This window comes from Floridaenema fluviatile BLCC-F154 (assembly GCF_041929135.1).
Lineage (GTDB): Bacteria > Cyanobacteriota > Cyanobacteriia > Cyanobacteriales > Aerosakkonemataceae > Floridanema > Floridanema fluviatile.
Map to the genome: position 1 here is coordinate 1 of NZ_JBHFNS010000035.1, position 22,947 is coordinate 22,947.

General features: G+C 42.5%; 10 protein-coding genes and 1 pseudogene. 9 read left to right on the forward strand and 2 right to left on the reverse strand.

Going from position 1 to position 22,947, the window contains the following annotated elements; all coding sequences use genetic code 11:
• Positions 1-310 precede the first annotated feature (310 nt).
• The 5 genes from ACE1B6_RS07715 to ACE1B6_RS07735 all read left to right on the forward strand — a co-directional run bounded on the left by ACE1B6_RS07715 (position 311) and on the right by ACE1B6_RS07735 (position 15,505).
• On the forward strand, positions 311-4,510 hold the full coding sequence (locus ACE1B6_RS07715) for a hypothetical protein (protein WP_413256672.1): 4,200 nt from the start codon (positions 311-313) through the stop codon (positions 4,508-4,510).
• Between the two features lie 33 nt (positions 4,511-4,543).
• On the forward strand, positions 4,544-6,496 hold the full coding sequence (locus ACE1B6_RS07720; protein WP_413256673.1) for a right-handed parallel beta-helix repeat-containing protein: 1,953 nt from the start codon (positions 4,544-4,546) through the stop codon (positions 6,494-6,496).
• A 2-nt stretch (positions 6,497-6,498) separates the two neighbouring features.
• Positions 6,499-13,356, forward strand: coding sequence for a hypothetical protein (locus tag ACE1B6_RS07725; RefSeq protein WP_413256674.1), 6,858 nt, complete (start codon positions 6,499-6,501; stop codon positions 13,354-13,356).
• 102 nt (positions 13,357-13,458) lie between these two features.
• Entirely contained in the window at positions 13,459-14,526 is a 1,068-nt protein-coding gene (locus ACE1B6_RS07730) for a D-alanine--D-alanine ligase family protein (protein WP_413256675.1), read from the forward strand.
• A gap of 139 nt (positions 14,527-14,665) precedes the next feature.
• Complete coding sequence (locus tag ACE1B6_RS07735; protein WP_413256676.1) at positions 14,666-15,505, forward strand: hypothetical protein; 840 nt, start codon at positions 14,666-14,668, stop codon at positions 15,503-15,505.
• Positions 15,506-15,762: 257 nt separating this feature from the next.
• Here ACE1B6_RS07735 and ACE1B6_RS07740 read toward each other — a convergent pair whose 3' ends face one another.
• On the reverse strand, positions 15,763-16,944 hold the full coding sequence (locus ACE1B6_RS07740) for a pyridoxal phosphate-dependent aminotransferase (RefSeq protein ID WP_413256677.1): 1,182 nt from the start codon (positions 16,942-16,944) through the stop codon (positions 15,763-15,765).
• Positions 16,945-17,048: 104 nt separating this feature from the next.
• On the opposite strand from ACE1B6_RS07740, the pseudogene ACE1B6_RS07745 reads away from it, so the two are divergent.
• A pseudogene (locus ACE1B6_RS07745) lies at positions 17,049-17,785 on the forward strand (RNA-guided endonuclease InsQ/TnpB family protein); the annotation flags it as partial.
• A 142-nt stretch (positions 17,786-17,927) separates the two neighbouring features.
• Here the strand turns inward: ACE1B6_RS07745 and ACE1B6_RS07750 are convergent.
• Positions 17,928-18,122: a hypothetical protein gene (locus ACE1B6_RS07750; RefSeq protein ID WP_193980889.1), complete on the reverse strand. Its 195-nt coding sequence runs from the start codon at positions 18,120-18,122 to the stop codon at positions 17,928-17,930.
• A gap of 539 nt (positions 18,123-18,661) precedes the next feature.
• Here ACE1B6_RS07750 and ACE1B6_RS07755 point away from each other — a divergent pair.
• The 3 genes from ACE1B6_RS07755 (at position 18,662) to ACE1B6_RS07765 (ending at position 22,815) form a co-directional block, all read left to right on the forward strand.
• Positions 18,662-18,997 carry an STAS domain-containing protein gene (locus ACE1B6_RS07755; protein ID WP_413256678.1) on the forward strand — a complete coding sequence of 112 codons (336 nt, stop codon included), beginning with the start codon at positions 18,662-18,664 and terminating at the stop codon, positions 18,995-18,997.
• A gap of 382 nt (positions 18,998-19,379) precedes the next feature.
• Positions 19,380-22,094 (forward strand): TIGR03960 family B12-binding radical SAM protein, encoded by a 2,715-nt coding sequence (locus tag ACE1B6_RS07760; protein ID WP_413256679.1) that lies wholly within the window; start codon positions 19,380-19,382, stop codon positions 22,092-22,094.
• A 580-nt stretch (positions 22,095-22,674) separates the two neighbouring features.
• Positions 22,675-22,815: a hypothetical protein gene (locus ACE1B6_RS07765; RefSeq protein ID WP_413256680.1), complete on the forward strand. Its 141-nt coding sequence runs from the start codon at positions 22,675-22,677 to the stop codon at positions 22,813-22,815.
• Positions 22,816-22,947: the final 132 nt, after the last annotated feature.

Consider the following 22,947-nt stretch of genomic DNA (forward strand, 5'->3'; position numbering starts at 1 on the left):
TTAATTCAGTGAATTTAGGGTAAATTCTCTGTAATTTCAGTAACTCAAATTTTGGATAGTAAGCTGTTACGCATTTAAATCACTTATTAACGAGTAGGGTGCGTCAGACGGTAAAGCCTGATATAGAAAGGAAAATATCTAAATCTGACGCACCCTACAATATGACTTTTTAATGCGTAACAGCTTATCAGGTAAAAACGGGTGTATCTTTACTGATTTGCTGTTAACTCACAGTTGATTGGTAGGTAATAAACTACTAACTATGACCTGACAGCAAAAGCAAAAATGTTAATTTTTGGGCTTATCCCTCATGACGGCTTACCAGGCGTTTCTACCAACCATAGTGGGAATAGTTTTCGCATTGCCACCTGCAAATGCACAACCGCTGAATAGCGGTAGTGAAAATCAGGTATTAAGTAGTATTGGTCATCTGACATCAACTACTAATTACCAGTTAGCAAATGTCAACTATCAAGTAGTTTCAGAAAAACCTCATTCCTCATCACCTCTGACTCAATTACCTGTTCCTGGTACACCAGTTCCAACACCTATTCCTGGGGAAAATGTAGCGGGAGGAGTGCGAATTTTAGCACCACAAACGGGGGTAATTAGCGATCGCAATACCAGCTTGGTAATTCAATATCCCGTTGGCACAAATATCAAAGTTACTGTCAATGGCGATCCTCTAGATCCGAAAACACCTACCCAAATTTCTCGCAATGCAGCCCAAACTTTAATTACCCAAACCTGGTATGGTATTACCTTAAAAGAAGGGGAAAACCGGATTGTTGTCGAATCAGAAAATAACCAGGTAGCGGAAGTAGTTTTAAATGTCAGAAGTTTCGCTGCAAAAATTGAAATTCGTCCTCAAGAAGCACAAATTCCTGCTGATAATAGATCGACTGTAACTTTAGTGGGAAGAATTACCGATAATGCAGGAAATCCGATTAATGAAGACACAGTAATTACCTTAACTGCTAGTGCGGGAACCTTTATTGAAGCAGATGAAGACGAAGACGAACCGGGATTTCAAGTAATTGCGAGAAAAGGGCAATTTGTCACTAAATTACAATCAAATTTGCAGCCGCAACAAGTGAGAATTCGGGCAGCTGCGCCTGTGAGTCGCGATCGCTATGTGCAAATTTACAATCCGTTTTTAGAAATCGATCGATCGGGTAATTTAGTAGTTCCTTATCAATCGCCAATTCCCGATCCTACCCTAACTATTCCTTACAATTATCCAGCTTCTACTACACCATTTTTTACTACACCAACGGAGATCGAAGCTTATACTCAACTAGAGTTTGTGCCGAATATTCGGAGATCGATCGCCACCGGGGTAATTAACTTAAGAATTGGGGAAAGAGGAACAAATTTCTGGGGAAGTTTACGCGACTTTTTAAGACCAAATGAAGATGGTTTATCAGTTGATTTAACCGCCCAAGTTTTTGCCACTGGTGCAGTTTTTGGGGATTGGTTATTTACAGGTGCTTATAATAGTCAACGCGCCCTAAATGAAACCTGCGAAGGTGATAATAGATTATTCGGCGGCATTCAATTTTGTGAGAAACTTTACCCAGTTTATGGTGATAGTTCCACAATTGATTATTTAACACCTTCTAAAGATAGTGTTTTTGTCCGTTTAGAACGTCCTTCCCGCAGACGAGGCGCAGAAACAGACTACATTATGTGGGGTGATTATAACACCCGTGAATTTGCCAGGGCTTCCCAAGTTTTTACCGCCACAAATCGCCAATTACATGGTTTCAAAGCTAATTATAGTTTTGGTAATTTACAAGTAACAGCTTTATATAGTCCAGACGTTGAAGGTTTTCAAAGAGATGCGATCGTCCCCGATGGTACTAGCGGATATTATTTCCTATCAAGAAGACTCGTCGTTCCCGGAAGTGAAAGAATTTTCATTGAAACTCAAGAATTAAATCGTCCCGGTACAGTAGTAGAAAGAAAACCATTACAAAGAGGACCAGACTATGAAATTGATTACGATCGAGGCACCCTCTTATTCCGCCGTCCAATTTTCGCTACAGACTTCGATCTTTTCAACACTGGCACACCTGGAACTGGGCCATTACTAGTCCAACAAATAGTAGCCACCTATCAATTTGAAGGAGGAGAAGATACAGATGCTTTAGGAACAAGATTGCAGTACAATTTCTCCACTAATTTTAATAATCCTAGTTGGGCTGCTATTAGTTATTGGCGAGAAAATCAAGGATCGAGAGATTATGATTTATTCGGTTTAGATTTCTTATTCCCTTTAGGAAGAAGAGGCAGAATAGTTGGAGAATATGCCCGTTCTAATGCCGATACAACATTTCGAGGAAATCTCACCGGACAAGCATTTCGTTTAGAAGCTAATGGGGCAATTACTGACAGAATTGGAGGCAGGGTTTATTATCGATTTGTAGATGAAGACTTTAATAATAATGCTACTTTTAGTTTTGCTCCCGGTCAAACTCGTTATGGTGCTTCAGTAACAGCACAAGTTACTCCCACAACCTTAGTTGAAGCTAGTTACGATCGAGAAGAAAATTTTGGATTGTCATCGTTAGTTAGAACCGATTTTCTTGATTTATTTAATCCGGGATTTGAAGCTAGACCAGGCGATCGCCTTGACAATTCTTTAACAACAATTGCTGCTGGAGTTAGACAAAGAATTGGCTTCGCAGATGTTAGCGTTAATTATGTCCGCAGAGAAAGAGATGATAAAATTGGCAATTTAGATGGTAATTCCAATCAAATTGTCTCTCGTTTAAGCGTGCCACTTTTGCGCCGTTCTCAACAAAGAACTAATGTAGTCACTTTCCGTGCCCAAAACGAATTAAATTTAGGAGATAGTGACGCACTTTATCCAAATCGAACAACTTTAGGATTAGATTGGGCAGTATCTCCCGGAGTGACAGTTAGGTTAGCACATCAATTTTTTGATGGGGGATTTTTTGACAATAACTCAATTACTAGTTTAGACACAATTGTAGAAAGACAACTTTGGAAAAACACCAGCGTTACTAGTCGTTATTCGATTATTAATAGCGCCAGTGGCATGACGGGACAAGGTGCTTTAGGAGTGCGATCGGGAATTTTAATTGCCCCCGGATTGCGATTAAATTTAGGATTTGAAAGAATCCAAAATGATATTTTTACTAGGACGGGAACAGGCGATCGATTTCCCCAACCTTACGCCATTGGACAAAGTTCTTATTCCTTGGGAATAAGCGCCAGAAATAGCTTTAGTGTTGGCTTAGAATACACAGATAACCCTGATTTTAAAGCCAGTACCAGAGTAGAATATCGCACTGGTGGATCGGAAAAAGATCACTTTTTAGTCACTGCTACTGGTGCAGGAAAAGTATCCCGAAGTTTAACAGCTTTATTCCGTTATGAAATGGGGAATTTTGCTAACCAGTTAATTGATGACTTAGATAATTCAATGAACCTTCGGTTAGGATTAGCTTATCGTAATCCAGATGACGATCGATTTAACGCTTTATTAAAATATGAATTCCGCCAAAATACCGCCACCACACCTTTAACAATTGACTTCGGTGTTGATAACAGTGGATCTGCCCACGTCTTATCATTAGAAGGCATTTATGCCCCAACTTGGCGATGGGAATTCTTCGGAAAATATGCCCTTCGCACAGCTAATTTTCAATACGAAGATATCGAAAGCGATACTTTAACTCAAATCGGACAATTTCGCACCACTTTTAGATTTGCCTATCGCATGGATATCGCCGGAGAAATGCGTTGGATTGGACAAAACAACTACGCAGAATGGGGATGGGCAGCAGAATTAGGTTATTATTTAACACCCGATTTAAGACTAGGAGTTGGTTATAGTTTTGGCAGCGTTGACGATCGCGATTTCTCCGGTTTCCGTTCCAACGGAGGGCCATATTTTCAAATCACATTTAAAGTCAACGAACTATTTAATGGTTTTGGTCGCCAAAGACCAATTCCCCGCCCTAGACCCAGAGATTTACCAGTAGCAACCTTACCACACTTACAACCTTTTACCATTGCAGCTAACCCCCAACAAAAAAGACTCCCAACTACTTCAACAATTCAGGAATCTACGAAAAAACTTGCTCTCTTATCACATTTAATTTATGAAATCAATCCGCAATTAATCGATCTTAACTTCCAGCATCAAACACCAACAAATCAACAACCATTAGTTCCCAAATCACCATCAGATCGACAAAAAAATAGCTCAATTACTCCAACAAATCTAACCTTTGCCAACCAACCGAAACTGAATTTAATACTGACACAGCAACCTCACCTACCAATTATTACCCCTGTAAACTCTCTAGCTTTCCACCAAAGACTGACAAGTGCAGCACCTTTAATAGGAACCAGAGAATGGGTAGTAGAAAAAACTCCGACTCAGGAAACACAGAACACTCAAGAAAGTATAATTTCAGAGTTAAGGCAAAAATTCCTAAACATCGAATTCCAAGTGCCAAATTTCTCAGTAAAATAACCGGGGGTTCGGAAAACATCCAGAGGTGTAGCCATGAGTCAAAAAATTGCCAAAAAAATTAGTCAAACGATTTTCAACTTAGCTGTAACCTCCGTTGAAAATCTACCAAAATCAATCAAAAATCCGGTTAATTTATTCCTATTAATTTTGGCTGGGTGGTTAACTCCTAACTTCCTGGCTTTCAGCCAAACCACAGCCAATCCACCCTTACGATTAATAATAAACAGTAACCAAGATATCATTCAACCAGATGGAGAATTGACATTACGAGAAGCCATATCTATCGTGAACGGCGAACTAGATTTAACAAGTTTAAGTGCCGCCGAACGTAATCAAATTTCGCCCCTTCCACCAAGCAAAGAAAACCGGGCAAAAATTGAATTTAACTTACCACCAAATTACACAAATATAGAATTAAATACTCCCTTACCAGGATTAGCAGCACCAGTAGTAATAGACGGTACAACTCAACCCGGATACGCCCAAGAACAGAGAAATATTCCTGCAATACCTGTACCAACTCCTGAAAACATTCCCCCTGCACCAATCAGAGGTTTAAGCTTATTAAAACAGGGAGAAACTAATTTTTGCACCCCCAAAATTAGATCGATCCCATCACCAATTATTCCCGCACCAATACCAGCACCAATCAGAGGACTAGGCTTATTAAAAGAATTAATTTCTCAAGATTCAACTGTTAGTAATTTTCCCATTCCTCAACCAGTAATAGTTATTAAACCAGCACCCGGAATAGAAGTTTTTCGCGGTTTCACAGTTGTTTCTGATGACGTAAGAATTCGCGGTTTAAGTATTTATGGTTTTTCCTCCCGTCGTCGGGGTGCCACTGCTAATATTCCCCCCGCAGATATCTTCATTGGTGATGCAGAAGATACAGCAACTTTTGGCGAAAAAGGTAGGGCGAGAAATCCGAGTAAAACCCCACCTCAAAATATTGTCATTGATTGTAATTGGTTAGGAGTTGACACATTAGGAAAACCAGTTTCTCAATTACCAAATTCCCAGTTAACTCAAGAAAAACAAGTACCAACCGGACATGAAAAACCCGGACATTTTCAAATTTATCGGACAGACGATCGCCTACCCACCAGATCGGCATTCGGCATTTACGTTTTTAACAGTTCAGGCACAACAATTCGCAGCAACTTAATTGCCAATCATGACGGAAGTGGTATTATTACCTCTGCCAGAGCTAGCAACACCTTGATTATCGAAAATATTCTATTTGCCAATGGTTTTGGCGGAATGCCCGATGCAATTCGTTTAGAAGGAGAGATTAACCAAACCAGAATATTATCCAACTTAATCAGAGACAATGCTGGTTCAGGAATTTACTTTTTTAAACCCCAAGGAAGCGTCGAAATTAGACAAAACAAAATCACCAACAACGGCAGACAATTTAACCAAGCAGCAATTTATTTAATGGGAAACGATCATCAAATAATTAATAATGAAATTTCCGAACAATCAGGGCCAGGAATAGTAGTCGCCGCTTATCCAAATAGCGATCGCAACATCATTTTAGGCAACTCCTTCGCCAACCTCCAAGGCTTAAGCATCGACCTAGTAACCCAAATGAACACAGGCTTTCACGCCTACCTAACAGGTGACGGACCCAACCCCAAAATGCGAAGTTTTCAAAGACGCAGACAAACAGCAAACTTCGGCATTGATGCCCCAAACTTTATTTCTAAAGAATTCTTTTTAAACCCCGAAAATGGCAGCGTCACCTTAGAAGGAACCGCCAAACCTGGATCGACAATAGAAATATATCGAGTTAACGAAAACTCTAGTTCTCGAGGGCCATTAAGTGAAGCGATCGCCAATACAGTAACAGATGAAGAAGGAAAATTTTCACTCACACTGACCAACTTAAAAGCAGGAGAAAGAATTAGTGCGATCGCCAACGACAGCGAATCCGGTACTTCCGAACCTGCCGTTAATACCGTTATCAAAGATCTACCATAAAAATGTCCAACCACCAGAAAAAGCCAGGAAAACATAAAAAAATATATCAGACAGTAGTTAGTAGAAAAAACTCCCAACCAACTACCAACTACCAACTACCAATTAGCCAAATTCTCAGTTCCTATTGCCAACAAATATTTAAATTAAACAATCAAAATCAGCCCAAAAAACTACTTTGGCTGGCACTTTTTCTCGGTGTTTTCAGTTCTTGTTCATCACCCGCCTTAGCTGAAGGTAGCAGAGAATTAACAGCTAACGGAGGCGATCGACCCTACCTATTATACGATATTAGACCATCAGCCCAAACCGCAGGTATCCAACGCCGCACCATCATCTACGTATACGCCAACAACGACGAAACCATCAATCTCGGTTCTAGCGCACTCGGCATCGGCGACGATGGAGACATCAGATACACATCTCCTACAGGCAACACAGGTACTTGCCAAGTTAACAAAGGCGGTACAGGCTTAATCCAAAACCGAACTCAAGAACTAGCTGGCCCAGCACCTAACGCAAACGGCTATACCCCTTGTGTTCTCAACGTTGGTACAGACGCAACCGATGACGGCGGAGCAGGAGTTTGGCAAATCGAATTTATCAGCCCTGACTCTGCACCACCAGGAACAGCAGACACCAACCCCCCACCCACAGGTGCCAATGCTAACTGGACACAGCAAAATAATGTTACTTGGGTAGCCGCTTGGGACGTTACCGTGCGTGATACCAGCGGTCAAAACATTCCTGGTAGAGCTTATGCTAAATACTTAGCCCTAAATATGGGCGGAAATGGACTCTCCCTCAACTCCCAAACTTTTATTCAAACTAGAGATGGTTATCAATATCGAGTAGGTTTGAACGGTTTAGACCCCTTCGGATTTATCTTTTTTGCCAACAACAAAGGATTTACCGACAATAATGGTAATCCCAGTTATAGATCCGTCGATCTACCAACTACAGCATTCTTCAACCCTAATAATCCTGACACCACCACAGATTTCACCCACAAAATCTTTTTCAACCAACCAGATAACACCCCAGGAACAGGCTTACCCCCATCCGCCCCCGCCCCAGCACCAGATGGTAATACCTGGTTACTAGTCACTCCTACCCTACCTCCCGAACCCACCAACTTCAGGTTTACTGGAATAGAAGGTACTCCCAATCAAACCGGAACAGCACCCTTAAAAGGCAATTTCACCTTTGACTCTCCTATAGTTGCACCTTACACAATTGTTATAGATATCAACAGAGATGGAATTTTCGGCAATTCCAACGACAAGATATTTTCTGGTACCACCCAGACAGGAGGAAACACCGTAGAATGGAATGCTACAGACGGAAATGGAGTCGCTGTACCCGCTGGAGATCTTACCTACCGAGCCCAAGTTACCCTCTACACAGGAGAAGTTCACTTTCCCTTATTAGATGCAGAAAATAACCCAAACGGAATCATCATCCAACGAGTAGACCAGAATACTGGTTCTGTCATATCCAGCGACATCTACTACAATGACAGCAACCTCAACGTAAGACCAAAAGATATCCCCAGCAACCCACTAATAGGCTTTAAAATTCCTAGTAATAATGGAGCCCATAGCTTCAATACCAACGGTTCTGTTGATTCTAGTAGTGGATTTGGCAACGACAGAGGAATTGATACTTGGGTCTACGTTCCCTCTAATCCCTTAGAATTAGACGATCAAATAGCAGTTAGAGAAGCAGACTTAGAAATTACCAAAACCCTCGATCCACAAAGTCCAACCCCAGCCCCAGGAGGACAAGTAACCTATCTCATCACAGTCAAAAATAATGGCCCTAGTTCTTTAAATACGCTTGGTAATTCTCAAGACATCGACGCAAGAGTAACAGACGATTTTCCCACACAAATTTCTAACATTAGTTGGACTTGCGCCCCAGCAGCAGCCTCCCCAGCAGGTTCAATTTGCCGCACAACATCTGGTACAGGCAACATCGACACTAGAGTTAACTTACCCGTAAACGGCGTAGTAGAATTCAAAGTTACAGGCACATTAGATCCCAACGTTGCGGTCGGAACCACTATTACTAACACCGCCAGTGTCTTCCGCTCCAAAGATGTTACAGATCCCAAATATTTTGATGTTAATCCCAACGAGAATAACAACCGACGCTCATACAGCTTCACCGTCGGTCAATCCTCTGCTGATGCCAGCATTACCAAAACCCAAACTAACCCAAATCCACCAACTCCAGTCACCCCCGGACAAAACGTCACCTATAACATAGTCGTCACCGCCAGCGGCAACACTGACTCGACCAACGTACAAGTTACTGATTCCATCCCCACCGGATTAAGTTTTGTGGGCAATAGTGGTGCTTGTACTACCTCATTCCCTTGCGTTTTAGGTAACATTCCCTCCGGTCAAACTCGCACCATTACCACCACATTAGGCGTTCCCGCCAACTATAGCGGCCCCTCTCCTGTAACCAACACCGCCACAGTCGCCTCTAGCAACGACACCAACCCAAATAACAATACCGCCTCAGCAACTACTAACATTCAACAAACCGCCGATGTAGTCGCCGTCAAAACTGGCCCTAGCACCGTTAACCCAGGCGGCACCATCACCTACAACATCACCGTCACCAACAATGGCCCCTCAGCAGCCACCAACGTCGTCATTCGCGACACCCTACCCGCCGGAGTTACCTTTAACAGTGCTTCCGACGGCGGTACCTTAGCCAACGGAGAAGTTAACTTCCCAGCTATTCCCAGTTTGGCATCGGGAGCCAGCGTCAATCGTACTATTACAGTTACAGCCCCCAATAGCGGTGGCCCATTATTAAACATAGTCGCCAGCACATCTGATACCTCTGACCCTACACCTAACAATAACGATGGTTCACAACCACCAGCCAGAGTTACTACCACCATCACACCCCCCGGCGCAGATGTCGTAACCACCAAAACAGGCCCAGCTACCATAGCTCCCGGTGGAACTATTACTTACACTATTACCACTACAAACAATGGCCCTAACCCAGCGACTAATGTAATTATTCGGGATAATATCCCCTCTGGAACCACATTTAGCAGTGCTTCTGATGGTGGCACTTTTGCCAATGGTGTTGTTAGCTTCCCAGCAATTCCCAGCTTGGCATCGGGAAGTAGCATCACCCGTACTGTTACTATAGTTGCGCCAAACAGTGGTGGGCCTTTAGTCAATCGTGCTTCTAATATTTCTGATACTCCTGACCCAAATCCTAATAATAATGATGGTTCTCAACCTCCAGCCCAAGTAACTACTACCATCACCCAAGCACCCACCAGTGCTGATGTTGTTACTACCAAAACTGGGCCAAGTACAGTAGCACCCAACGGCAGCATTACTTACACCATCACTACGACTAACAATGGCCCTAACCCAGCAATTAACGTAATTATTAGCGATAACATCCCCCCAGAAACTACATTCAGCAGTGCTTCCAATGGAGGAACTTTTGCCAATGGCGTTGTTACCTTCCCAGTGATTCCCAGCTTGGCATCAGGAAGTAGTGTGACACGCACTATTACTGTAACTGCACCTGCTAGCGGTGGGCCTTTGGTGAACCGGGCTTCTAATACTTCGGATACTCCTGACCCGAATCCTACGAATAATAATGGTTCGCAACCACCTGCTCAGGTGACAACTACTATTACTCAGGCATCTGGTAACGCTGATTTAGTGACGATTAAATCCGGGCCAAGTACTGTCGCACCAAATGGCAGCATTACTTACACCATCACTACGACTAATAATGGCCCTTCAGCAGCTACCAATGTAATTATTCAGGATAATATTCCACCAGAAACTACTTTCAGCAGTGCTTCTGATGGAGGAACTTTTGCTAATGGGGTGGTGAGTTTCCCGCCGATTCCTAGTCTGGCACCAAATAGTAGCGTGACTCGGACTGTCGTGGTGACGGCACCTGCTAGCGGTGGGCCTTTAGTGAACCGGGCTTCTAATACTTCGGATACTCCTGACCCGAATCCTACGAATAATAATGGTTCGCAACCTCCTGCTCAGGTGACAACTACTATTACTACTACTAATAGTGCGGATGTGGTGACTACGAAGACTGGGCCAAGTGTTGTTGCACCGAACGGGATTATTACTTACACGATTACTACTAGTAATAATGGCCCGGTTGCTGCTACTAATGTGGTGATTCAGGATGCAATACCACCAGAAACTACTTTCAGTAGTGCTTCTGATGGAGGAGTTTTTGCTAATGGGGTGGTGAGTTTCCCGCCGATTCCTAGTCTGGCAGCAAATAGTAGTGTGACTCGGACTGTTGTGGTGACGGCACCTGCTGGGGGTGGGCCTTTGGTGAACCGGGCTTCTAATACTTCGGATACTCCTGACCCGAATCCGGCGAATAATAATGGTTCGCAACCTCCTGCACAAGTAATTACGACTATTACGGCTACTACTGCTAATGCTGATGTGGTGACGACTAAGACTGGGCCGAGTGCGGTTTTACCTGGGGGGAGAATTACTTATACTATCACTACTACTAATAATGGTCCTCAGCCTGCTAGTAATGTAGTTATTCGTGATACTTTACCTGCGGGGGCTACTTTTAATAATGCTTCGGATGGGGGTACTTTTGCTGATGGTGTGGTGAGTTTCCCGCCGATTCCTAGTTTGGCACCGGGAAGTAGTGTAACTCGAACTGTAAATATTACGGCACCTGCTAGTGGTGGGCCTTTGGTGAATCGGGCTTCTAATACTTCGGATACTCCTGACCCGAATCCGGGGAATAATAATGGTTCGCAACCTCCTGCACAGGTAATTACTACTATTAGTAACGATCCAACGCAGGTTGCTGATGTTGTTACTATTAAGAGTGGTCCGGCGACGGTGAATCCTGGTGGTGTGATTACTTACACTATTACTACTCGGAATAATGGTCCGGCAGCTGCTACTAATGTGATTATTCGGGACATTATTCCGCCAGAAACTACTTTTACTAGTGCTTCGGATGGGGGTAGTTTTGCTAGTGGGATTGTGAGTTTTCCGCCGATTCCGAGTTTGGCGGCGGGGAGTGCTGTGACGCGGACTGTGACGGTGCAAGCGCCGAATAATGCTGGTTCTGTGGTGAATCGGGCTTCTAATACTTCGGATACTCCTGACCCGATACCGGAAAATAATGATGGGACGCAACCGCCAGCTAGGGTGGTGACGACGATTGCTACTCCTGCTACTGCTGATGTGGTGCTGAGTAAGACTGGCCCAGCTACGGTGAATCCTGGGGGTACGATTACTTACACTGTTACTGTGGTTAATAATGGACCTAATCCTGCGACTAATGTGATTGTTCGCAGTAATTTGCCACCTGGGTTGATTTTTAATAATGCTTCTAATGGGGGTACTTTTGCTGATGGTGTGGTGACTTTCCCGGCTATTCCTAGTTTGGCACCTGGGGCTAGTGTAACTCTGACGGTGACGGCTACGGCTCCGAATAGTGGTGGGCCTTTTGTGAATGTGGTTTCTAGTACTGCTGATACTTTTGATCCGAATCCTAGTAACAATGATGGTTCGCAGCCAGAAAATCACCAGGTTACTACAACTTTAACTCCAGCGATCGCAGATGTTCAAGTAACTCAAACCGGCCCTGCTGCTCCGGTAAATGTGGGTAGTAATATTACGTTTACGGCTCAAGTTACTAATATTAGTTCTAATACTGCTAATCAAGTAGTTTTTACTAATCCTTTACCTGCTGGGGTGACTTTTGTTTCGGTGACACCTTCTCAGGGAACTTGCACTTTTGCTAATAATACTATTACCTGTGATTTGGGTGATTTAGTTCCGGGTCAAAATGTTAGTATTCCGATCGTAGTTACTGCCACAACACCGGGAATAATTAATAATCCTGTGTCTATTAGTCTGGCTAATGATAGCAACCCGAATAATAATAACGCGATCGCACCCGCTGAGGTAATTGTGCCGCAAACTGATTTGGCAGTAAAAATATCTGCGCCGACTGAACCTCAACCTGTAGGAAATAATCTTACTTTCGATATTGGGGTAACTAATACAGGTACAGTTCCAGCAACCTCTGTGGTTTTAACTAGCCCATTGCCAGCAAATTCTACTTTTGTTTCGGCAACTCCTTCTCAAGGTATTTGCGAACTTTCTGGGAATAATGTTGTTTGTAATTTGGGTACTATTAATCCTGGTCAAACGGTGGCTGTTCCTGTAGTGGTAACTCCCACTGCACCTGGGACAATTTCTAGTTCCGTAACTGTTACTTCACCTAATGATTCTCAGCCAGCAAATAACCAATTAGCAACTACTGTACAGATTGTTCCCAGAGAACCGCGGATAAGATTGGTAAAACGAATTACTTCTGTGATTAGGTCTGGTAATATTGCACAGTTTTCTAATTTGGTTGATGACCCAACCGATCAAAATGATAATGCCCCGGGTTGGTCACAGTTCCGCCCTGTGGGTTTGGTGACGGTTCCCGAAACTGAACCTTTGCGGAGTGGCGATACTGTAGAATATACGATCTACTTTTTATCTGATGGTACGGTTGCGGCAGATAATGTGAGTATTTGTGATGCGATTCCCGCAAATACGGCTTTTGTTGCTGATGGTTTTGGTTCCGGTACTGGTATGCAGCTGAATTTAGCTGGGGCAGTTTCGGTCTTGACAAATGTGCAAGATGGTGATTTAGGAAGATTTTTCTCACCGTTAGCACCTTTGCCTTCGGGTAATCCCTGCACTGACCAAACTAATCCAAATGGTTCGGTATTGTTTAACTTTAATCAAATTCCAAATACGACAGGTAGTAATTTCGGCTTTGTGCGGTTCCGGGTGAGGATTGATTAGGGACTAGGGACAAGGAGAAAGCAGACAATCCCTAATCCCCAGTCCCTAATCGCCCGTTTTATGTTACCCTAACTGCGATGAGGAGTGTCTAAGGTATTGGTGATGAAGAAGTTGCGTGTTGGGTTGTTGTTTGGTGGGCGTTCTGGGGAACATGAGGTTTCGATCGTCTCTGCTAGTGCGATCGCCAAAGCTATACTGACAAATGGAAACGCTCAAAAGTACGAACTGCTGCCTTTTTACATCCAAAAAGATGGGATTTGGCAAGGTGTAGAGGTTTCCCAACAGGTTTTAGATTCAAAACAGCCGCTACAAACATCTGCTGATTCTGATAGTTTGAAAGCAAATCTTTGGCAGTTTCCACCTCAAGTTACTGAGGTTGATATTTGGTTTCCTATTCTTCATGGCCCAAATGGGGAAGATGGAACGCTGCAAGGTTTGTTGAGTTTGATGCAAGTTCCTTTTGTGGGAACTGGGGTCTTAGGTTCAGCGGTGGGAATGGATAAAATTGCTATGAAAATGGCTTTTTCCCAGGCGGGTTTGCCACAGGTAAAATATATGGCAATTAGTCGTTCTCAAGTTTGGTCTAATCCTTGTGTTTTTCCCAAATTAGGGGATGAGATTGAAGCTAATTTAGGTTATCCTTGCTTTGTGAAACCTGCAAACTTGGGGTCTTCGGTGGGGATTTCCAAAGTGCGATCGCGCCAGGAATTAGAAGTAGCATTAGATAATGCCGCCAGTTACGACCGTCGCATCATTGTCGAAGCTGGAGTGAAAGCACGAGAAGTTGAATGTGCGGTTTTAGGTAATGATTATCCTCAAGCTTCAGTAGTGGGAGAAATTACTTACAATAGTGATTTTTACGATTACGAAACTAAATATACAGAAGGCAAAGCAGACTTATTTATTCCCGCTAAGTTATCTCCAGAAATTACTGCTAAAGTACAAGAAATGGCAATTCAAGCTTTTCAAGCTGTGGATGCCGCTGGTTTAGCGAGAGTAGATTTCTTCTATGTGGAAGCAACGGGCGAAGTATTGATTAACGAAATTAATACATTACCTGGTTTTACTTCTACTAGTATGTATCCTCAACTTTGGGCGGCTAGCGGTGTTCCTTTTGCAGAATTGGTTGACCGCTTAATCCAAGCAGCTTTAGAGAGATTTCAAAAATAGGTAAGCTGGGAAATCAGTGATAAATTTTTAACAGTGATTCCAACAAATCTATGTAATATTACTGAATTACCCAAGGAAACAAAACGGCATTTACTGTTGCCGAGATTTAGTTCGGAGCATACAATTTTGTTTTGAGTAGGTGCAACTATCAAAAAGTGGCATGGCAAAAAACCGACTGGCACAGCAGCGTTCACCTGAATTACCGCAATTTCCCGCACTGAATCAGCAAGCGAGAAGACCAGTAGCGCCGATTCAGAAGTCACCGCGATTGCAAAAAGTTCCTCAGAAACAAACGCTAAACGAACGACGCAGAAGAGTTAATCCAGCATTGCATCAACCACTTCCCTGGAATCAATTGTTGGTGCAATTACTTCTAAAGCGTCCGTTATTGCTACTGTTGACTTTTTCTGGTGGAATACTGATAGTAGCCGGGATAGCAGCAATTGGTTTGACTCGCCCGGAACAAGGATATGAGTTAAAATTCCCAACTAATCCTCTGATAACTGCTATCAGTCCAACAACTGAAAGTGCTACGGAGACTCCTGAAAGTTTACCTAATCCTACACCTACGACAGAAAATGTACCTGTAACAACGGTAACTCAGCAAACTGAACAAAATGCGCTGTTAGGATTGTATTTGGCGATTGGTGCTGGTTGTGCAGTAGGTGCTTGGTTGTTGTACAGAAGAAGGTTAAAATTAGCTGCGAAAATGCAACGACAGCTGTTGCCAAAAATACTGCCTGGTTCAAGTTCGGAAAAAAACCCGGAAAAAGAACCAAAAAAACAAAAGAATGGTAAACCTCTCAAAAGAATCGCACCTGGTTCAAGAAAGCCTTTAGTCGCTAATCCAGGGAAAATTCCGGTGGCAGATTCAATTGTCAGATGGCCTAATGGACAAAATTTACCTCGTAATAGTCAGAAAGTATTGACCGATACGACAGCGAAGCGACGGAAACAGTCTATCATGAGCGATCGCTAACCGGACAGAGATGGGGAGGCGGGGAGAAATTTACTTTTCTGCTTTCTGCCTTCAAAAAACTTTCGCTTAATTTCAGATTTTTTTCCTGACCGCTATTTCTAGTTAGGGTAGTAAGGGATGGTAGATGCACCCTGATAAGACTAACATCCCTCGGCTGGTTGGGTCGGGGGTTTTTTGTTTCTGGCTGAATGACGTAGGCAAAAAGGGTACCAACCTAACCGGGATAAATCTGTTACCTGTTCCCTGTTTCCCCAAACTCAGCTAAAATTTTGGTAACAAATTCCGGCTTGTTTCATTCGTTGCATTGCTTCGGATAGTCTTGCGTCGGAAACTGTTAAGGCGATGCGGAAAAAGCCTTCACCTGCGTCTCCGTAACCGTTACCTGGGGGGACAACAATCGCACATTTTTCCAACAACAAAGTTACAAATTCAGCCGAAGTATAACCTTTAGGTACGGGAACCCAGATATAAAGAGTTCCTAATGGTGCTTCAATTTTCCAACCCAAAGATCTTAAGCCTTCAATTACAATATCTCGGCGTTTTTGATAAACAGAGATTAATTGTTGAAGTTCGGTTTGAGTAGTTGAATAAGCGGCGATTGCTGCCCGTTGAATTGCCTTAAATATACCAGAATCTATATTAGTTTTAACTTGGCTCAGTCCTTTAATTCCCCAGGCATTTCCGACGACAAAACCAATTCGCCAGCCAGCCATATTATAAGATTTAGATAAACTATGAAATTCGATCGCTATTTCTTTTGCACCCGGAATTTGCAAAACGCTAGGTGGCTGATAACCTTCATAAGCTATTTCCGAGTAAGCATGATCGTGACACAATAAAATGTCATATTTTTGACAAAATTCCACTAACTCAGCAAAAAACTCTAAACTGGCGATCGCACCAGTAGGATTATTCGGATAATTTACCCATAACAATTTAGCCTTACTAGCTACTGCTTCGGGAATTGCTTGTAAATCTGGCAAAAATCCTCGTTCGGGAAGCAATGGCATATAGTAAGGTTCCCCACCAGCAAAAAATGTTGAAGTTCGATACACTGGATACCCTGGATTAGGAAGCAGCGTATAATCTCCTGGTTCAACAAAAGCCAAAAAAGTATTGTGAATCGCTTCTTTTGAACCAATAGAAGGAATTACTTCGATTTCTGGGTTTAATCCAGCCACTCCAAACCTTCGCTGCATCCAATCTACCACTGCTTGACGGTATTCTTTTGTGCCTCGGTAAGGCGGATAATTGTGAGTAGAAGGATCGTCGATCGCCTCGTGCATTGCTTTTACAATATGCACTGGTGTCGGTTTATCGGGATCGCCAATTGCCAGATTGATAATGTCCACACCCTGACTAACTAGTGCATCCCGCTTGCGATCGAGTTCCGCAAACAGATAAGGAGGAATTTTTTCTAAACGTTGAGCAAACTGCATGGCGATTTATATTGTGATGTAGAAAGCCATTTAACCAAAAATAATGGGATACAAGCCCCGTCCTTCTAGGACGGCTTTCTCTTACCGATTTTTCAATTCCATGTTATCATATATACTTTGCCATTCAAGCCGATCCCAGAGAGCGGAGCAAGCCTTTAATTCCCAGTCAGAAAGCAGTAGGAATAGATTTAGGAATTAAATATTTCTTGGCAGATAGTCAAGGAAACATTGAAGCTAATCCCCAGTTTTATCGAAAAGGAGAGAAAAGTTTAAACCGCTTGAATCGGCAAAAATCTAAGAAGTTCAAGAAAGGGAAACCCCAATCAAAGAACTATCAGAAAGCGAGAAATCGATCGGCTCGGAAGCATTTAAAAGTAAGTAGGCAACGAGAAGAGTTTGCCAAGAGAGTGGCACTCCGTTTAGTCCAATCTAACGATTTGGTAGCTTATGAAGATTTAAATGTCAAAGGGTTAGTGAGAAATCGGTATCTAGCGAAATCAATCAGTGATGCAGGATGGTATTTATTTCGCCTTTGGTTGGAATATTTTGGCTATAAGTATGGGAAGGTAACTGTTGCAGTTCCGCCTTATAATACGAGTCAAAAATGTGCCAATTGTGGAGAGAAAGTGCAGAAGTCTTTATCAACTAGAACTCATGTTTGTTCGCATTGTGGGTTTATAGAAGACAGAGATATCAACGCCGCAATTAATATCCTGAAATTAGCACTAAGTACGTAGGGCATACTGGATCTAAAGCTTGGGGAGATTTGCCCTCTAGCCTAGTTGGAGCCATCCTGCTAGGTTATGGTGAGTCTGTGAACCAAGAATCCTCGCACTTTTAGGGCGAGGAGTGTCAAAGTTTACCTAAACTTATTCAAGTCTCACTATTTAACTAGAAGCAGTTGCTCCTAGAGAGTCTGCTTCCTGCTTCATCCCAGGGTCTCTCAGCCTCCAAAATCAGGAAAGCACCTAGATTTGGTCAATTCAGCAGGTAGGGACTAACTGAATTCGACCAGCATCCATTTCATCCATCAATAATTCCAAGGCTTCGTAGTCAACATCAGATATATATCCCAGCCTGGTTAATTCATAGTTAATTTCATTTTCGATATCTGGAGTCAGACGACGAATAGAAATCGCTTTTTCTACAAGTCCACGAATCGCATTTTTAGCTTCCACGGTTACTGACCAGAACTCCTTTATAAAATGATTTTCTAATGAATATTTGTCATTGCGGGTGATCGAAACCTTTTGCTTTTAGTGATCTAACTCACAGGCATCTTCAGAAAACCTGTGTTTGACTCGAAATAAGCAATAAAATCTACTCACAGAGAATCTCAATTAACATCAGACCCTCTGTTTTCTAGTTTTTCGCATCTACGGAATCACTCTTTTGACTGATGTAATCAAAAGAAAGCTTAAAGATAGTGTGAGCAAGAAAGTTTTTTTTGTCTCTCAATTTATCTTTACTTGGTTATTAAGTAATAAAACAGACCCCTTATTCACTTACTTCTTCTCTTAACCGGAAAGATCGGAGATACTTTCCGTATCTTTACATACTTTACCACTTTATTAACTTATTAAAATCTTTAAAAAGGTTGTACTGTAGGTAAAGTTTCTGTAAAAATACGGAGCTTGCCTAGTCAATATCCCGATCCAGGCTATAACCTCTAAATAAATGGAATGGCACGTAATTTTTGTCACAACAGGACTGAATCATGCAAACTTTAGCTGTAACTTCGCCAATCACCGTTGTTCAACCCCAAGGACACCTTAATGCTGCTAATGCTACCGAGTTTCGCAGCCAACTAACAGCAGCAGTCGCTGCTAATCATAACGCTGTTGTATTAGTTGATATGGAACGGCTAGATTCTATGGATAGTGCTGGACTAATGGCTTTGGTTTCTGCTTTCAACTTAGCGCAGCGCCAGAACCAGAGATTTAGCCTTTGCTCTCTTTCTCCATCAATTCGGATTATTTTTGAATTGACACAGTTAAATAGAGTATTCGAGATATTTGAAAGTAAAAGTGCTTTTGAAGCTACATTGCAGTAACTTTTCCAAGCAATCATGATTCTAAGGGATTTTAATTAGTTGGGTTCACTTTCAAAGATACTTCAGAACGTTACCTGCCCCAGCAAGGTTTGGTAAAAAGCGATACAAAAACTTTAACAGAATCTTATCTAAGTTTTTGGTATTTGACAGAGTGCTAATCGAAACTTCATATTGCCCAATCTGCTTGTTGTTCTTGGAATAAGCAGAATTGTGGCGTAATCTAGTTTGGCATGGAATTAGGCGATCGGCAAAATTCACTTAATCGGCACAATATTACTTTAAAACTAAGGTTTCTACCATTAGTAAACTACTTGTTAAGGGAGTCCTCTTGCTATATTTAACTATAGACTCTGAGAGCCAACTTCAAACAAGGATAATAGCTGTGGCAGTAGCAGTAGAAAAGTTACTTACACCAGAAATTTTTAAGCCTGCGCGTTATTTAGGTAATGAGTTAGGCGCAGTGCATAAGCCTTGGGAGAAGGCAAAAGTGCGCTGGGTGTTGACTTATCCAGAAGTTTACGAAGTAGGAGCGTCTAATTTAGGGCATATTATTCTATACAACATTTTGAATCAACAGCCCCGTCAATTATGCGATCGCGCCTACTTACCTGGAACTGACTTAGCGACTAAACTACGTGCAACTAAAACACCTTTATTTGCGGTCGAGTCGCGTCAACCAGTGAAAGAATTCGATATTTTGGGCTTTAGCCTCAGTTATGAACTGGGAGCCACAAATATCTTGGAAATGCTCGATTTAGCGGGAATTCCCTTAACTTGGCAACAACGAGGCGAAAATGATGATTTTCAATACCCTTTGATTTTTGCTGGGGGACAAACAGCAACTTCTAACCCGGAACCTTACGCGGAGTTTTTGGACTTTGTGGCTTTGGGTGATGGGGAAGAACTGTTACCGGAAATTGGTTTAGTAATTGAAGAGGGGAAAGCTCAAGGGTTAAGTCGCAAAGAATTATTGTTAGATTTAGCCCAAGTTCCGGGAGTTTATGTGCCGCAATTTTATGATATGGCAGCGGATGGTTCAGTTCATCCGAATCGCCCGGACGTTCCCAAAAGAATTTTACGTCGGGTGGCGACTCCAATTCCGGCTTATTCGATCGGCTTAGTTCCTTTTGTCGAAACTGTACACGATCGCCTGACAATAGAAATTCGCCGCGGCTGCACTAGAGGATGTCGCTTCTGTCAACCGGGAATGTTAACTCGTCCAGCCAGAGATGTAGCACCAGAACAGGTGATCGAAGCTATTTCTGACGGAATGCGGGCGACTGGTTACAATGAATTTTCTTTGTTATCTCTTTCCTGTTCCGATTATTTGGCTTTACCCGCGGTTGGCGTGGAAGTGAGAAACCGCTTAAAAGATGAAAATGTTTCTCTTTCTCTTCCTAGTCAAAGGGTCGATCGCTTTGATGAAAATATTGCCAACATTATCGGCGGAACTAGACAAAGTGGACTTACCTTTGCGCCAGAAGCAGGTACGCAGCGAATGCGGGACATCATTAATAAAGGTTTGACCAACGAAGAATTACTCCGGGGAATCAAAACTGCTCGCGAACAAGGTTGGGATAAAATAAAGTTATACTTCATGATTGGTTTGCCTGGGGAAACCGATGCAGATGTTTTAGGAATTGCCGAAACTGTTCATTGGTTACAGCAAGAATGCCGGATTAAAGGTAAAAGGCAAATTAATTTCACTTTAACGATTTCTAACTTTACGCCCAAACCGCACACGCCTTTTCAATGGCATTCGGTTTCTACGGCAGAGTTTAAACGAAAACAGGAACTCTTGCGAGCCGAGTTTCGCCGGATGAAAGGAGTAAAGGCTAACTTTACGGACGTGCGAATTTCGGCAATGGAAGACTTTTTGGGGAGAGGCGATCGTCGTTTGTCCGCAGTACTCCGTCATGCTTGGGAACTGGGCGCAGGAATGGATTCCTGGTTTGACAGTTTAGAAAAAGCATACAATGCTTGGGGAGAAGCGATTGCCCAATCCGATCTAACCTGGAAGTATCGTCTGGTAGAACAAGGCGAATGGAACTTAGCAAACGGACAAACAGAGGTAGGGGCGGGTTTAGCAGATAATCTGTCTGTCCCGCAGACAAGTTCCGGGCAAAACCCGCCCCAACTGTTGGATCGATCGCTTCCTTGGGATCATATTGATACCGGAATCGATAAAAATTGGTTAAAGGCTGATTTGGCAAAAGCTTTAGCAGCAGCGACTGTTCCAGATTGCTCTTTTGATGGTTGTTCCCATTGTGGAGTGTGTGGAACTGATTTTGGGCATAACATAGTAGTAGCACCTCCAGCAATTCCGCAATTTGTGGGGGAGTTTGTTCCTAACCAACACAAAGCCCAAAGGTTGCGAGTTTGGTTTGGTAAACTTGGCGATATGGCTTTAGTGAGTCATTTAGATTTAGCCCGGTTGTTTGATCGAGCTATTAGGCGTGCAGACATACCAGTTACTTTTACTGGTGGTTTTCACCCTAGTCCACGGATTTCGATCGCCAACGCTTTATCGCTGGGAAGCACTAGCGAAGGTGAAATCGTCGATTTCGAGTTAACTGAGGTAATGGAAATAGACAGTTTCCGAACTCAGTTAATCGCTCAAATCCCAGAAAATATTCCGATTTATCGCGTTGAGGAGGTGGATTTGAAAACGCCAGCCGCTACCCAACTGTTAGAAAAAGCAGAGTATTTATTAACAGTAGGAGCGAGTTTAGCAGATAACCTGAGTTTCCCACAGACAAGTTCCAAACAAAACCCGCCCCTGCCAGAAATTTTACCTGTACAGTGGGACGAGTGGATAGCAGCGGTGTTAAAGAGCGATCGAATTTTGTGGGAGCAGACTACTAAATCAGGGAAAAAGGTAGAGGTAAATCTGCGCGATCGCTTGTTAGAATTAGAACTTGCCTTCCCCGAAACTGAAAATCAGCAACAGGCAAAGATCCGTTATCTAGGTTACAGCCGCAATGATGGGAACTTGTTGCGCCCCGAACACATCGTTTATATGCTAGAACAAGTAACTCAGCAGGAGTTTCAACTACTTCACGCTCACCGGACTCAGCTAATCCTACAACCAGCATAATGGGACAGAATTTCGGAAATCAATAATTTTTGCTTATCAAAAAGCAGCAAAAATTATCCCTGCCCGGTTAATGGATGAAATTACCTAGTTTAGATGTGATAAGATGCGATTTAGAGTTAAGCAAAAATAAGAAGCTTTCATGTTTCTTCGTAACTATTAGTTTGTAATTTTTGTGATTAACTCTAAAGCGAAATTCACCGAGTTTTGTCTGCCAATGGAGCAAGACAAAATCACATTTAATGTTAGGGGTTCCAGTTTTGCCCCCTATTAACAAAAGTAAAAGGTAAAAAGTAAAAAGTAAAAGGTAAAAAGTAAATTCTTTCTTTTGACTTTTAGCTTTTAACTTTTGACTTGATGTTTACTAAGGTAAAAAGCAGGTTAAAATAGGGGAATTTAACATAATCAACCCGCAATCAGACCAAAAATTTTGGTTAGATATGCTTTTAATTAATTTGCGTCAAGCACCATGCTGAGAAAAAACCTAGATTGTGCCACAATGCTTTCTAAAATAAGCTCTATCTATGCCAATCAATGGAATGTTCAAAGGGGGTTGTTGTACTCCCTTCAGAGATAGAGTACAGTGAAAAGAAAAATCGATTTTGGTAGACCAATTGACAAAGTTCCAATCGCTTGCACGATCGTTGCTAATGCACAAGTTAAGCGATCGATCGACAAATTAATTGCCGCAAGGAAATTGAGTGAAATATTCCGTCATTTCTGAGTCATTAACAACCAAAATATTTTCTGAAAATTGATGTAATTGTTCATCAGTATATTCAGAAAGATGGGGATTATTAATACAGGCAAGATTGCTAACATCTATCAGGCAAGATGCCCTTATCTACTTGCTGCA

Bases quoted from the DNA above. Each gene is read 5' to 3' on its own strand.
- ACE1B6_RS07715 (WP_413256672.1), top strand. From the start codon at position 311: ATGACGGCTTACCAGGCGTTTCTACCAACCATAGTGGGAATAGTTTTC.
- ACE1B6_RS07720 (WP_413256673.1), top strand. From the start codon at position 4,544: ATGAGTCAAAAAATTGCCAAAAAAATTAGTCAAACGATTTTCAACTTA.
- ACE1B6_RS07725 (WP_413256674.1), top strand. From the start codon at position 6,499: ATGTCCAACCACCAGAAAAAGCCAGGAAAACATAAAAAAATATATCAG.
- ACE1B6_RS07730 (WP_413256675.1), top strand. From the start codon at position 13,459: ATGAAGAAGTTGCGTGTTGGGTTGTTGTTTGGTGGGCGTTCTGGGGAA.
- ACE1B6_RS07740 (WP_413256677.1), bottom strand. From the start codon at position 16,944: ATGCAGTTTGCTCAACGTTTAGAAAAAATTCCTCCTTATCTGTTTGCG.
- ACE1B6_RS07755 (WP_413256678.1), top strand. From the start codon at position 18,662: ATGCAAACTTTAGCTGTAACTTCGCCAATCACCGTTGTTCAACCCCAA.